Below are 14,112 nucleotides of genomic sequence, written 5' to 3'. Positions count from 1 at the left end.
GCAGAACGTTCGATGAATAAATTCACTATAAAAGCTTGTCCGTTATGCGGTGGGACACATATAGAGCGTGCCCTGACTTGCGTAGACCATTATGCCTCGGGTGAAATGTTCCATTTGTGCCGTTGTCAGGATTGCGGATTTCTTTTCACGCAAGATTTTCCTGTAGAAGCGGAGATAGGACGCTATTACGAGACTCCCGATTATATTTCCCATTCCGATACGAAGAAAGGGGCGATGAACTCCGTTTATCATTGGGTGCGCAACTATATGTTGGGGCGTAAGGCTCGTTTGGTGGCACACGAAGCACATCGTAAAGAAGGTCGTTTGCTGGACATCGGTACGGGAACAGGATATTTTGCAGATACTATGCAGCGTCGTGGCTGGCTAGTGGAAGCAGTGGAGAAGAATGCCGGAGCACGTGCTTTTGCCAAAGAACATTTTAATCTGGACGTAAAGCCCGATACTGCTTTAAAAGATTTTGCTCCCGGAAGTTTTGATGTTATTACCCTGTGGCATGTTATGGAGCATCTGGAGTCGCTCAATGAAATGTGGCAGACTTTGAATTCCCTGTTAACAGATAAAGGCGTACTGATTATAGCCGTGCCCAACAGTTCTTCCTTCGATGCAAAGAAGTACGGTGCATACTGGGCTGCATACGATGTGCCCCGTCACTTGTGGCACTTCACCCCGGGTACTATACAGCAATTCGGTTCCAAACATGGATTTATTATGGCTGAGCGTCATCCTATGCCTTTCGATGCATTCTATGTATCGATGCTGACAGAGAAACACATGCGGCATTCGTGCACTTTCCTTCGGGGAATGATTACCGGAACCTTGGCATGGCTTAGCTCTCTGGTAAAAAAGGAACGTAGCAGTTCCATGATTTATGTTTTTAGGAAGAAACCAATAAGATAGTGAATAGATAAAGTAGATAATATTATTTCTCAACTCTCAATTAAACAAGTGAAAGCAAAAAGTAAAAATAACTCAGTATCTTATTTCGATATGCAGTTCATCACGTCCAGCATTAGTACGACGTTGGTTTTACTGTTGCTGGGACTTGTCGTTTTCTTTGTACTGGCTGCTCACAATCTTTCTATTTATGTGAAAGAGAATATCAGCTTCTCCGTCCTTATCAGTGACGATATGAAGGAGAGTGATATTTTGAAATTGCAAAAGAGGCTGGATAAAGAAGCTTTCGTGAAAGAGACTGAATACATTTCCAAGAAACAAGCGCTCCGTGAACAGACCGAGGCGATGGGGACAGACCCGCAAGAGTTTCTGGGTTATAATCCTTTCACGGCGTCTATCGAGATAAAACTACATTCTGACTATGCTAATTCTGATAGTATTGCTAAGATAGAAAAGCTGATTAAAAAGAATACTAATATTCAAGAGGTGCTCTATCAGAAAGATCTGATAGATGCTGTAAATGATAATATACGTAATATCAGTCTGATGCTTTTGGGATTGGCAGTGATACTTACATTTATCTCTTTTGCATTGATAAACAATACAATCCGACTTACGATTTATTCCAAACGCTTCCTTATTCATACAATGAAGCTGGTAGGAGCGAGTTGGGCATTTATCCGTCGCCCGTTCCTGCGGCGAAACTTCTGGATTGGTGTATTGTCTGCTGTGGTGGCGGATGCTATTCTGTGGGGATCTGCTTATTGGTTGGTTTCCTATGAGCCGGAATTGATAAAGGTTATTACTCCTAACGTTATGCTGTTGGTATCTGCATCGGTATTGGTGTTTGGTGTACTTATAACTTGGTTGTGTGCCCTGCTTTCCATCAATAAATATTTGAGGATGAAAGCCGGTACGTTGTATTATATTTAAGGTAATTAGTAATTTGTAATTCATAACTATAGAAATGGATAAACAGAAATTCGCTTTTGATAAAACCAATTTTATCCTGCTTGCTATCGGTATGGCAGTGGTAATTATCGGTTTTCTTCTGATGACCGGACCGGTGTCTACGGCAACGCATTTTGAACCGGATATCTTCAGTGTGAGACGCATTAAAGTAGCTCCTGTAGTTTGTCTCTTGGGCTTTGTGTTTATGATATACGCTGTGTTGCGTAAACCCAAAACAAAAAAGGAGGTTAACGAGTAATTATGGGAGATTTGAGTACTCTTGAAGTGATTATTATTGCTATCGTTGAAGGTTTGACGGAGTTTTTACCGGTTTCTTCTACCGGGCACATGATTATAGCACAAAATATACTAGGTGTAGAGAGCACGGAGTTTGTGAAGGCATTTACGGTGATTATTCAGTTTGGCGCCATCCTTTCGGTGGTTTGCCTGTACTGGAAACGTTTCTTTAAATTGAATCATACTCCGGCACCGGAAGGGGCTTCTCCTTTGAAGTGCTTTTTGCATAAGTTCGACTTCTACTGGAAACTCTTGGTAGCATTTATCCCTGCGGCCATATTGGGTTTCTTGTTTAGCGATAAGATTGATGAAATGTTGGAGAGTGTAACGGTAGTTGCTGTAATGCTTGTCATTGGCGGTATATTCATGCTGTTTTGCGATAAAATCTTTTCGAAAGGAAGTGAAGATACAGTCTTGACAGAGAAGAAGGCTTTCAATATCGGCTTGTTTCAATGTATAGCTATGATACCGGGAGTATCACGTTCCATGGCAACTATTGTAGGTGGTATGTCACAGAAGTTGACTCGCAAGACGGCAGCTGAGTTTTCGTTCTTTTTGGCTGTTCCGACCATGTTTGCGGCTACAGCTTATAAGATGCTGAAGCTCTTTTTGGATGGTGGATCGGAGATTATCATGAACAATATGCCTGCTTTGATTATTGGTAATGTGGTTGCTTTTGTAGTAGCTCTGCTTGCTATCAAGTTCTTTATCAGTTTTGTGACGAAGTATGGTTTCAAAGCATTTGGTTGGTATCGTATCATTGTTGGCGGGCTGATTTTGATCTTATTACTGACAGGCCATAATCTGGAGGTAATGTGATGATGAATTTCAAAGAGGGAGAAGTTTTATATTTCAATAAACCGCTGCACTGGACATCGTTTAAGGTTGTGGGACATGCACGTTACCACATCTGCCGGCGGATAAATGAGAAAAAATTGAAGGTAGGTCATGCCGGTACACTCGATCCGCTTGCTACAGGTGTGATGATTGTATGTACAGGCAAAGCTACTAAACGAATTGAAGAATTTCAGTATCATACGAAAGAGTATATTGCTACCATTCAGTTGGGTGCAACCACTCCGTCATACGATTTGGAACATGAAATAGACGCTACCTATCCCACAGAGCATATCACTCGTGAGTTGGTAGAAGAGACTTTGAAAAAGTTTATCGGCGAGATTCAACAAATACCGCCTGCTTTTTCAGCTTGCATGGTAAATGGCAAGCGTGCATACGACCTCGCCCGCAAGGGAGAAGAGGTGGAATTGAAACCGAAGCTGCTGGTTATTGACGAGATTGAGTTGCTGGAATGCAATTTGCCCGAAATCAAAGTCCGTGTAGTATGCAGCAAAGGTACATACATCCGCGCTTTGGCTCGTGATATTGGTGAGGCTTTGAATAGTGGAGGTCACCTTACAGCTTTGGAGCGTACTCGTGTGGGTGATGTCCGCATAGAAGATTGCCTCGATCCGCTTGATTTTAAAGAGTGGATAGATGCGCAAGAGGTAGAAACAAATAACGTATAACTTATAACTCATAACTAATTATGAAACTGTCGCAATTTAAATTCAAGCTTCCTGAAGAGAAGATAGCTTTGCACCCCACGAAGTATAGAGATGAGTCGCGCCTGCTGGTGCTTCACAGAAAGACAGGCGAAATCGAACACCGGATGTTTAAGGATGTCTTGGAATACTTCGATGATAAGGATGTATTTATCTTCAATGACACTAAGGTATTCCCTGCCCGCCTGTATGGCAACAAGGAAAAGACCGGTGCCCGTATCGAAGTATTCTTGTTGCGTGAGTTGAATGAGGAACTTCGCCTTTGGGATGTATTGGTAGATCCTGCCCGTAAGATTCGTATTGGCAATAAACTCTATTTTGGTGATGACGATTCTATGGTAGCCGAAGTAATTGATAACACTACTTCGCGTGGTCGTACCCTGCGTTTCCTCTATGACGGACCGCATGATGAGTTCAAGAAGGCACTCTATGCATTAGGAGAAACTCCGCTACCACATAGCATTATCAACCGTCCCGTTGAACCGGAGGATTCAGAACGTTTCCAGTCTATCTTTGCTCGTAACGAAGGTGCTGTAACTGCTCCTACCGCCAGCCTGCACTTCAGCCGAGAATTGCTGAAGCGTATGGAGATCAAAGGAATTGACTTTGCATACATCACTTTGCATGCCGGCTTAGGTAACTTCCGTGATATTGATGTAGAAGACCTTACCAAACATAAAACTGACTCTGAGCAGATGCTCGTAAGCGAAGAAGCTGTAAAGGTAGTGAACCGTGCCAAAGACTTCAACAAACAAGTCTGTGCGGTAGGTACTACTGTAATGCGTGCTATTGAGAGCACAGTCAGTACAGACGGTCACCTGAAGGAATACCAAGGTTGGACGAATAAGTTTATCTTCCCACCGTATGACTTTACTGTTGCCAATGCTATGATATCTAACTTCCACATGCCGCTTTCTACCTTGTTGATGATTGTTGCCGCTTTCGGTGGTTACGATCAGGTAATGAATGCATACGACATTGCGTTGAAAGAGGATTATCGCTTCGGTACGTATGGTGATGCGATGTTGATTACAGATAAGTAAGAAATGAATTCTCTTTTCTTAGGACTTGGGACTAACTTGGGCGATAAGGAGCAGAATCTCCATACCGCTATACAAAAAATAGAAGAGCGGATAGGGAAAGTTATTTCCCTATCCGCTTTTTATACTACTGCCCCGTGGGGTTTTTCTTCGGATAATGTATTCCTTAATGCAGCCCTTTGTGTAGAGGCATTTCAGTCTCCTTTCGAAATATTACGAATCACGCAAGAAATTGAGCGTGAAATGGGGCGTACTTATAAGTCTGTCAACGGTATATATAATGATCGTGTGATAGATATCGACCTGCTCCTTTATGGCAATCTGATTCTGGATACACCCGAACTCAAGCTACCTCATCCACTCATGCAAGAGCGCGATTTTGTAATGCGTCCGTTAGTAGAGATTGCTGCTGATGTAGTTCATCCGGTATTTAATAAGACTATCCGGGAGTTATTGTAGAAAGATATCTATATCAATCTGCCGAACAATTAATTAAACTTGCTTATCGGCCAATTAGCTGATAAGCAAATTGTCATTTAACTCAAAACCTGTCCGTTATGAACGTGTAATTCCTTTCTCATAATACTGCCGCAATCTTTCTGATATTGGCAAGTCTTTCAAGAAATGACTTGTCCGATTTGGCCACTTGCATATCATACCGAGCTTGCATACGAATCCAAATCTCAGCATCAATACCAAGTGCAGCTTCAAATAGAAGGGCGTATTGTGTAGAAACTGCACGCTTTGCATTAAGTATTTCGTTGAGTAGTGTCGGGGAGATGCCCATTTGTTCCGCCAATTTCTTTTGCGATATGCCACGGTATTCTATTTCATCCTTTATAATTTCGCCCGGATGTGTTGGTTCGAATGGAGTCAGATTATTAGCAATCATTTTGGGGTCAACACCTTTTATTGTAATCATAACGGCTATTATTTATAATGGTTTGACAAATCAATAATATTACATACGGTAATAATCGGCTCATCCTGCAAGTATGTTTCTTTAATTATAACAAGCATATCATTATCGTATTATGTTGCAAACATATAGCTTTCTACTTGAATTCACAAAAAAGTGAACTTAATCTTTTATAAGTTAAGGAGCGGACACTATTGAATATAGATTACTTCAAAAGATTATTGAAAATTTGATGAGATTGCCCTCTAAGTCTAGTTAGTATGCATTATCTTTGCTTTCGAGTTTATAACTTTTGAATCAATGCTCAGATACTTTGCCCTTATCCTCCTCCTTTTTCGTATTTGTTCCGGTATGATGGCTGTGGACAAGATGAACGATGCCGCCCTACTTCAAAGATTGGATAAAATGATTGGGCAACGTGAAATTTATCAGCATAAAGTAGAAAAAGAAATATTAGAGCTGCGTCGGTTATTGAGCTATGCTGAGGATGATAAACACAAGTTTGATATTCTAGGTGATTTATTTGTCAAATATCGTTCATTCCGTATTGATACGGCTTTGATAATATCAAAGGAAAGGTTGCAGTTAGCAGAGAATATGCATGATCAAGAGCTTGTTAACCAAGGAATCATGAACATAGCTGATATCATGAATAAGATGGGTAAACCTGAGAATGCATTAATTTTACTTGGCACAATAAAGCGTACAGAGACTATTAAGTCAGATACTTACTTCTACTATTTGTATCATACCACTTATCTGTCCTGTTATAATAATGAAATAGATTCTTCCCGAAAACAATACTTCCAACAACAGATAAAAGCTTATAAAGATACACTGGTTATTATCAGTGAACCACATTCTTCCAGCTATATCACAAATAAATGCGGTAGGCTGAGCATGTCCGGCAAGTGGGATGAGGCTATCGGTCTTCTAAAGAATTATTACGAGCAAAGTACGGAAGATAATCCTGATAAAGCCCGGATGGAGTATCTTTTGGCTGAATTGTATTTGGGGAAACAAGACACACTGCAAGCGAAGCATTATCTTATTCTTGCTTCAATAACCGATATAGCCAATGCCAAGAAGGTTTATATGTCTTTGCAACGCTTGGCGATACTACTTTTTCAGGAAGGGGATATTGCACGGGCTTATAACTATATTTCTTGTTCACTTGAGGATGTGAACTTTGGTAAAGCCCGGTATCGTTTTATTGATATTGCAGAATATCTGCCCATAATCAATGCCGCTAATGATGCACGTGTTAAAGCAGATGAAAACAAAGTGTTCTTTTTCCTCCTTGTTTTATCCATACTTGTAATTACTTTGATTGCCGTTTTCTTCTTTATCCGTAAAAAGAATATGAAACTGTTGAGGATAAAACAGTCGTTGGTAGAACAGAATCAACGTCTGCAAGACATGACCGGAAACCTGACGCGAATGAATGAGGAGATTAAGGTATCTAACCATATCAAAGAAGAATATATCGGACTATTATTCAATATCTGTTCCGAGTACATCTATAAACAGGAGAACGACCGGAAAGCTTTATTGAAGATTGCAAATACAGGTTCTATGGCCGATATTTCCAAAAAACTTCGCAACCAGTCTTCTACTTCAGATGACTTCAAGCTATTTATCAGCAAGTTCGACACTATCTTTCTCTCCATCTTTCCCGACTTTGTAGAGTCATTTAATATACTGCTCAGAGAAGAAGAGCAGGTGCAAGTAAAAGAAGGAGAGTTGCTCACTCCAGAACTACGTATCTATGCCCTTATCCGTTTAGGAATAAACGATAATACAAAGATTGCCAACTTCCTCCATTATTCCCTCCAAACCGTATATAATTACCGGATGAAGATGCGGAACAAAGCGATTGTTCCGGGCAAAGACTTGGCGGTGCAGGTGCAGAGTCTCTAATTATAAATATGAATTCTAAATCCTGAACTATCAATACTCATCCGTTGCTTCGCAACTTGAAAATTAAACAGTGAAGGCAATAAATTACTTCCTTTGCTCTTACTTTCTGCATTCTTTTACTTTTAAGTAAAGGTTTGATAAATAATAGATTACTTTCCTTTCTCCTCTTAATCTGCTTACTTTTTCATTTAGTATACTTGTCTTATGGACCCCTTAAAACTAATTTTGCTCTCATTCTGATTCTCGTACTACACGGAACAGTTGACCTTGAATTTATTGGATGTACTATGTCTCTCGTATGACATCCTTTTACGTTTATATTAACTAATTTAAAACCATTATGAAAAACAAGAAAAAACCGGAAACTTTTGGAAGTAAGTGGCGGTATGTACTAGTGCTGTTCGCTTTGATTCTCAGTGTAGGTGTTTCTGCACAGAAGACAATTATACGTGGTAATATCCTGGATAGGGAGAAGTTGCCTGTTATCGGTGCGAATATCCTCGAAAAAGGAACAACAAACGGTACTATTAGTGATGTAGATGGTAATTTCTCAATCACAGTTTCGAGTCCTAAGGCTGTTCTGCTTATTAAGTATATAGGTTATAAAGATGTGGAGATGACAGTAACTTCCGGCATGAAGATAGTGATGGAAGAAGATAGTGAAATGCTGGATGATGTAGTAGTGATTGGTTACGGTAGTGTGAAGAAATCCGATGCAACCGGTTCGGTAACTGCCATCAAGCCTGATGATTTCAATAAGGGACTGCGTACTACTGCCCAGGATGCTTTAGTGGGTAAAGTACCGGGAGTGAATGTAGTGACCAGTTCCGGTGCTCCGGGTGCAGGTTCTACGATACGTATTCGTAGCGGCGCTTCACTTTCGGCATCTAATGACCCGTTGATTGTTATTGACGGCGTGCCGGTAGATAACTCTACTATCGAAGGTGGCAGCAATGTAATAGGTGGTATCAATCCTAATGATATAGAAACATTTACAGTATTGAAGGATGCTTCGGCTACGGCCATTTATGGTTCGCGTGCCTCGAATGGTGTGATTGTAATTACTACCAAGAAGGGGGACGATGCTAGGTTGCGTTTCAATTATTCTACTAATCTCTCGGTAAGTACTGTTACCGAAACATTGGATATTCTTTCGGCTAATGAGTTTCGCCAGTTCGTTCCTACCGTGTCCGGTATACCGGGTACTATTAAATTAGGTGATGCATCTACCGACTGGCAGGACGAGATTTATCGCACGGCTTTCGGACAGGAACATAACTTCTCTGTTTCAGGCAAAATCAAGCAGAATACTCCTTACCGCTTTTCTGTAGGATATACTAACCAGAACGGTATTATCCGTACGAATAACTATGAAAGATATACCTTCAACGGAGGTGCTTCACCGAAGTTTTTCGATAAACATCTTACAGTAGATTTGAACCTGAAGGTATCTTACGAAAATAACCGGAAAGTAGATGGAAGCGTTGTGGGCAATGCTATGCGTTACGACCCTACACGTCCCGTAAAGACAGGAAGTGCCACTGCTGCTACTGATCCCGGTTTGGGTTACTTCATTTGGATGAACGGCAACTCACCGATGGCTATCCAGACAGATAATCCCGTCGCACAACTCGACTTACAGGACAACAGTAATAAAGTAACCCGTTCCATCGGCAATGCCGCCTTCAACTATAAGGTGCATCATCTGGAAGACTTGCAACTGAATGTAAATTTGGGTTATGATGTCTTGAAAAGCGAATATTCGAAGAAGGTTCCCCAACTGGCAGGTATGATGTACACCTCTAATATGAAAGATGGTACAGGACTTGTATATGATTCCAAGCAGAACAAGCGGAATTACCTGTTGGATATGTATGCTAATTATTCTCATGTATTCAATGAAAAACACAACTTCAGTGCGATGGGGGGATATGGATGGCAGCACTTCTGGAAGAAATTCGATGCTACTACACTTTCTCCCGAAGGAAAAGAACTGTTCTCACCCAATCATTATGAATCGGAATATTATCTGCTCTCATTCTACGGCCGTTTGAATTACTCTTATGACAATCGCTACATGGTAACAGCCACGCTCCGCTCGGATGCATCTTCCCGTTTTGCGAAGGGTAATCGTTGGGGATTGTTCCCTTCTGTGGCTTTAGGCTGGAAGATTAGTCAGGAAGCATTCCTCAGGGATTCTGAAGTTCTGTCTGATTTGAAACTGAGACTGAGTTACGGGCAAACCGGTCAGCAGGATATCTTGAACGACTATCCGTACATGACGACCTTTACCGTATCTTATCCCGAAGCTTGCTATCAGTTTGGGGATAAATGGTACAATACCTACCGTCCTAATGGCTACGACTCTGATATCAAGTGGGAAACGACTGAAACCTATAATATCGGTTTGGATTATGGCTTCCTTAACAACCGCATCTACGGTTCTATTGATTATTACCAGCGTCATACCAAAGATTTGCTGAATACTATTCCAGTTATTTCAGGAACTAATTACTCCTCTGTTCTTACTACGAATATCGGCGAGATGGATAATAAAGGTGTTGAGTTCTCTATCAATACAGTGCCTGTGCATACCCAGAACTGGAAGTGGACAGTAGGCATGAACTACACTTGGAACGATTCTAAGATTACCAAGCTGAATGTGATTGATTCCGATGCCAACTTTGTGCAGACAGGAGCCATCTCGGGTACGGGAAAGACGGTGCAGGTATTCATGGTAGGTCAGCGTCCCTATACTTTCTACCTGGCAAAACAGGCTTATGATGACAATGGCAAAGCGATAGAAGGCAAATACGTACAACCCGACGGTTCTGTCTCGGCTACTGAAACGAAGTATGCCACCCATAAGAGTGCACTTCCCAAATCTTATCTGGGCTTCAACACCCAGTTGAGCTACAAGAACTGGGATTTCGCCATCAGCGGACATGGAGCATTCGGAAACTACGTTTATAACTATGTGGCTGCCGACCAATACATCCAATCTGTCTACAGCGATCAGGGCAACTTCTCGAATATCCTGCGCAAGACACGTGATGCAGGTTTCCAGAACCAGCAGCTCTATTCCGATTACTTCCTGGAAAAAGGAAACTTCTTCCGTCTTGATAATCTCTCTTTGGGTTATACTTTCCCGAAGCTATGGGATAAATCAAGCTCCCTGCGTCTGACTTTCGGCGTGCAGAACGTAGCTACCTTTACCAGCTATTCAGGTATCGACCCGGAACTCTACAGCGGTATCGATAAGGAGGTATATCCACGCCCACGCGTATTTTCAATAAGTGCTAACTTGAATTTCTAACGGATTAAAAATACAAATGATATGAAAAAGATAATAACCTATTCATTCATCCTGCTTTTTTTGGGCACGTTTCTTGTCTCCTGTCTGGGCGACTTGGATACCATGCCATTGGACAACAACCAATTAGTAAACGAACAAGTATATAAGACCAAGGACGGTTACACAGGCGTGTTGGCAAAGTGTTATGCCTCGCTCATCCTAACCGGTCAACAAGGAGGCGATGGTGGTAACGGTGACCTGGAAGGTGCCAACGAAGGGTATTCGGGTTACGTACGTCTATTGTTCTATCTGCAAGAAATGCCTACGGATAATTTTCTGATGCCTTCTTCTTCCAACGGACTGCGCAAGTGCCTGAACCTTCAGTGGGATGCTTCCAATGCTTCTGTCGTAACCTGGACATACCAACGCCTCTATATGAGTATTGCCTACTGTAATGAGTTGTTACGTGAATGTACCGAAGGCAAATTGCAAGACCGTGGTCTTTGGAACGAAATGAAAGACGATTACATAAACTACAGAGCTGAAGCCCGTCTGATACGTGCTTATTGCTACTCCATGCTTTGTGATATGTTTGGTGGCGTGCCCTACGTTGACGAGCATACAGGTGTGAAAGAAATCCCTGTACAATACACTCGCAAACAAGTCTTTGAATTTGCCGAGGGCGAATTGCTGGCTATTGAGAACGAACTGAAAGCTCCGGGCGAAAACGAATACGGACGTATAGACCGTGTAGCCGACTGGTTCCTCCTGGCACGTATGTACCTGAATGCACAGTCTTGGACTGGCGAAGACAAATATCAGAGTGCCTATACCTATGCCAAGAAGGTAATCACCGACGGGCATTATCCGCTTGCTACCGATTACCGTGAAATCTTTCTGGCAGACAACAATACTTGTAAGGAAATCATCTGGCCTTTGGTGCAAGACGGGCTTCGAGCACAAAGTTCGGCAGGAACAAACTTCTACGTGAAAGCTTTTGTTAATGGCCCGATGGACGAACTTTACCAAACGGGTGTTGGTTCCAGAGGTTGGGGTAATGTACGTGCCAAGGTTTCACTGGTCGATGCTTTTGATGCGGATGACGTATTGTTTGACGTGAAAGACACTTGGGGTAACGGCAAGAAAGACAAGCGTGCCCAGTTTATGTCAGCCCTTCCCGGTCAGGTAAAGGAAACTTGGGATGCCAGTCAGAATATGACCAATACATTCTCTTACGGTTTTGGTTACATCAAATGGAGAAATGTAACGAAGGATGATAAACTTAGTGCTTCGGGTGATGCCTATACTTCCATTGACTTCCCTTTGTTCCGCACAGGCGATGCCTATCTGATGGCTGCCGAGGCTATTCTTCGCGGAGCAGCCGGTACCAAAGAAGAAGCTTTGGGATATGTGAACGAAATCCGTGAAAGAGCCTACATGTCCGGTAAATATGCCAAGAGTGGTGTCCGTTCCGATGTTACGGGCGATATCAGCCTCAAAGACCTTTCACTGGATTTTATCCTGAGTGAACGTCAGAAGGAACTGGCATCGGAACTTGTCAGACGCACCGACCTTATCCGTTTCGGCAAGTTTACCAAAGACTACAACTGGGACTGGAAGAATGGCGCCCGTCTGGGAAGTGATGTGGATGATAAATACAAGCTCTTCCCGATACCGGAAAGTGAATTGACTAACAATCCTGCATTGAAGCAGAATGATGGATATAAATGATCGTTTGACGCCCGTTGGGAAGAAAGAGATTCAAGAACAACTAAATCAACTATATATGAGACTGAAACCAATCCTATTGTTTTGTGTAATGTGGATGTGCTGTGTACCTCTTGGGGCACAGACATCTAAAGAAGAAATGTTTGCTACCATTGAGAAGACCGGAGGTGTATATTGGGCATATCCACTGGACTTTGTTCCTCAGACCAAGGCTCCTAAAGGATATAAACCGTTTTATGTAAGCCACTACGGACGCCACGGTTCCCGTTACTTACTTGGGGATCGTGATTATAAATGGCTCATTGATCTCTTTGAAGATGCACTTCGCCAGGGAGCGCTTACACAGCAGGGAGAAGATGCTTACCAACGCTTGTTAAAGGTATGGGAAGAAGTCGAAGGGCATGGAGGAGATCTCACTCCGCTGGGTGTGCGTCAGCATCGGGGGATAGCCGAAAGAATGTATGCTGCATATCCCGAAGCCTTCAAAGGAAATCCCACTATCTCTGCCCGTTCTACCATAGTGCTGCGCTGTGCCATGAGTATGGTAGCCTTCGGCGACCGGTTGAAAGAACTGAACCCTAACCTGCGCATCTCTTATGAAGCTAGTCAGAAGTATATGGATTATCTGAATTATCATACGGACGAATCCAATCGTTTCACTTCTTCTCACGATGGTCCGTGGGCAGAGGAATATCGTAAGTTTGAAGAAGCCCATACCAATCCCGATCGCATGATTACTTCTTTATTCAAGGATAAGCAATTCATCTTGAAGAACGTAAATCCGAAGGAAGTCATGTGGGGTATGTACTGGATAGCCAGCGATATGCAGGATGTAGAGACGAAAGTCTCCTTCTACGATCTCTTTGAGCCGCAGGAACTCTTCGATTTGTGGCAGTGCATCAATTACCGTTTCTATGTGGGTAATGCCAACCATGCTGATGGGAAGGGAATTGTTGCAAACAATGCTAAATCATTGTTACAGAATATACTGGATAGTGCCGATGAGGCTATTCAAAAAGGAGGAATTGCTGCCACACTCCGTTTCGGACACGATGGCAATGTAATACCTTTGGTTGCCTTGATGCAAATAGAAAATTGCAATGTAGCCGTCAGCGACCCTGCCGAAGTATATAAGGTGTGGAGCGACTTCAAAATAGTACCTATGGCTGCCAATGTACAGATAGCTTTCTTCCGCAATGAGAAAGGCAGTTCAGACGATATTCTGGTGAAGATTATGCACAATGAACACGAAGTGCATATTCCGGTGCAGACTGACATATTCCCCTTTTATAGGTGGAGCGATGTAGAAAGCTACTATCGGAATATCTTGAAATAAAGAATAGTTTTAAAGTTAACAATATAAAGACTATCATTGGGAAGTGGGGCGGTGTGTTATCGGCGCCCGGGTAGTTATTTTGAGGTTATTATTAATTATTTAATATGTAAACTACCGATACAAATTAAATTTAAGGATATTATTAAGTT

The 14,112-nt window shown here is 42.2% G+C and carries 12 protein-coding genes; 11 read left to right on the top strand and 1 reads right to left on the bottom strand.

Features of this window, described 5'->3' with window-relative positions:
* The first annotated feature begins 12 nt into the window (after positions 1 to 12).
* From Q1W14_RS07350 to folK, 7 genes are read left to right on the top strand one after another with little or no spacing between them, the layout of a single operon-like run.
* On the top strand, positions 13 to 918 hold the full coding sequence (locus Q1W14_RS07350; RefSeq protein WP_300700295.1) for a class I SAM-dependent methyltransferase: 906 nt from the start codon (positions 13 to 15) through the stop codon (positions 916 to 918).
* A 48-nt stretch (positions 919 to 966) separates the two neighbouring features.
* The gene (locus tag Q1W14_RS07345; protein WP_300700293.1) at positions 967 to 1,848 is read left to right on the top strand and encodes a permease-like cell division protein FtsX; all 882 of its coding nucleotides are present in this window, start codon (positions 967 to 969) and stop codon (positions 1,846 to 1,848) included.
* A gap of 34 nt (positions 1,849 to 1,882) precedes the next feature.
* Positions 1,883 to 2,125: a DUF3098 domain-containing protein gene (locus Q1W14_RS07340; protein ID WP_294586853.1), complete on the top strand. Its 243-nt coding sequence runs from the start codon at positions 1,883 to 1,885 to the stop codon at positions 2,123 to 2,125.
* A 2-nt stretch (positions 2,126 to 2,127) separates the two neighbouring features.
* Entirely contained in the window at positions 2,128 to 2,982 is an 855-nt protein-coding gene (locus Q1W14_RS07335; protein ID WP_300700291.1) for an undecaprenyl-diphosphate phosphatase, read from the top strand.
* Complete coding sequence (gene truB, locus Q1W14_RS07330) at positions 2,982 to 3,689, top strand: tRNA pseudouridine(55) synthase TruB (protein ID WP_300700400.1); 708 nt, start codon at positions 2,982 to 2,984, stop codon at positions 3,687 to 3,689. Before Q1W14_RS07335 ends, truB begins: the two co-directional genes overlap by 1 nt.
* A 20-nt stretch (positions 3,690 to 3,709) precedes the next feature.
* Positions 3,710 to 4,768 (top strand): tRNA preQ1(34) S-adenosylmethionine ribosyltransferase-isomerase QueA, encoded by a 1,059-nt coding sequence (gene queA, locus Q1W14_RS07325; RefSeq protein ID WP_300700290.1) that lies wholly within the window; start codon positions 3,710 to 3,712, stop codon positions 4,766 to 4,768.
* Between the two features lie 3 nt (positions 4,769 to 4,771).
* Positions 4,772 to 5,224: a 2-amino-4-hydroxy-6-hydroxymethyldihydropteridine diphosphokinase gene (gene folK / locus Q1W14_RS07320; RefSeq protein WP_300700288.1), complete on the top strand. Its 453-nt coding sequence runs from the start codon at positions 4,772 to 4,774 to the stop codon at positions 5,222 to 5,224.
* A 118-nt stretch (positions 5,225 to 5,342) separates the two neighbouring features.
* Here the strand turns inward: folK and Q1W14_RS07315 are convergent, their stop codons facing one another.
* Complete coding sequence (locus tag Q1W14_RS07315) at positions 5,343 to 5,687, bottom strand: HigA family addiction module antitoxin (RefSeq protein ID WP_300700286.1); 345 nt, start codon at positions 5,685 to 5,687, stop codon at positions 5,343 to 5,345.
* Positions 5,688 to 5,984: 297 nt separating this feature from the next.
* On the opposite strand from Q1W14_RS07315, the gene Q1W14_RS07310 reads away from it, so the two are divergent.
* The 4 genes from Q1W14_RS07310 to Q1W14_RS07295 all read left to right on the top strand — a co-directional run bounded on the left by Q1W14_RS07310 (position 5,985) and on the right by Q1W14_RS07295 (position 13,963).
* On the top strand, positions 5,985 to 7,604 hold the full coding sequence (locus Q1W14_RS07310) for a DUF6377 domain-containing protein (RefSeq protein WP_300700285.1): 1,620 nt from the start codon (positions 5,985 to 5,987) through the stop codon (positions 7,602 to 7,604).
* A 340-nt stretch (positions 7,605 to 7,944) separates the two neighbouring features.
* On the top strand, positions 7,945 to 10,920 hold the full coding sequence (locus Q1W14_RS07305; protein WP_300700284.1) for a TonB-dependent receptor: 2,976 nt from the start codon (positions 7,945 to 7,947) through the stop codon (positions 10,918 to 10,920).
* A 21-nt stretch (positions 10,921 to 10,941) separates the two neighbouring features.
* The gene (locus tag Q1W14_RS07300; protein ID WP_300700283.1) at positions 10,942 to 12,630 is read left to right on the top strand and encodes a RagB/SusD family nutrient uptake outer membrane protein; all 1,689 of its coding nucleotides are present in this window, start codon (positions 10,942 to 10,944) and stop codon (positions 12,628 to 12,630) included.
* Between the two features lie 55 nt (positions 12,631 to 12,685).
* Positions 12,686 to 13,963: a histidine-type phosphatase gene (locus Q1W14_RS07295; protein WP_300700282.1), complete on the top strand. Its 1,278-nt coding sequence runs from the start codon at positions 12,686 to 12,688 to the stop codon at positions 13,961 to 13,963.
* The last annotated feature ends 149 nt before the right edge of the window (positions 13,964 to 14,112 follow it).

The sequence above is a fragment of the Bacteroides sp. genome (genome assembly GCF_030151085.1).
Classification (GTDB): domain Bacteria; phylum Bacteroidota; class Bacteroidia; order Bacteroidales; family Bacteroidaceae; genus Bacteroides.
This window is presented reverse-complemented; position numbering and strand designations above follow the sequence as displayed.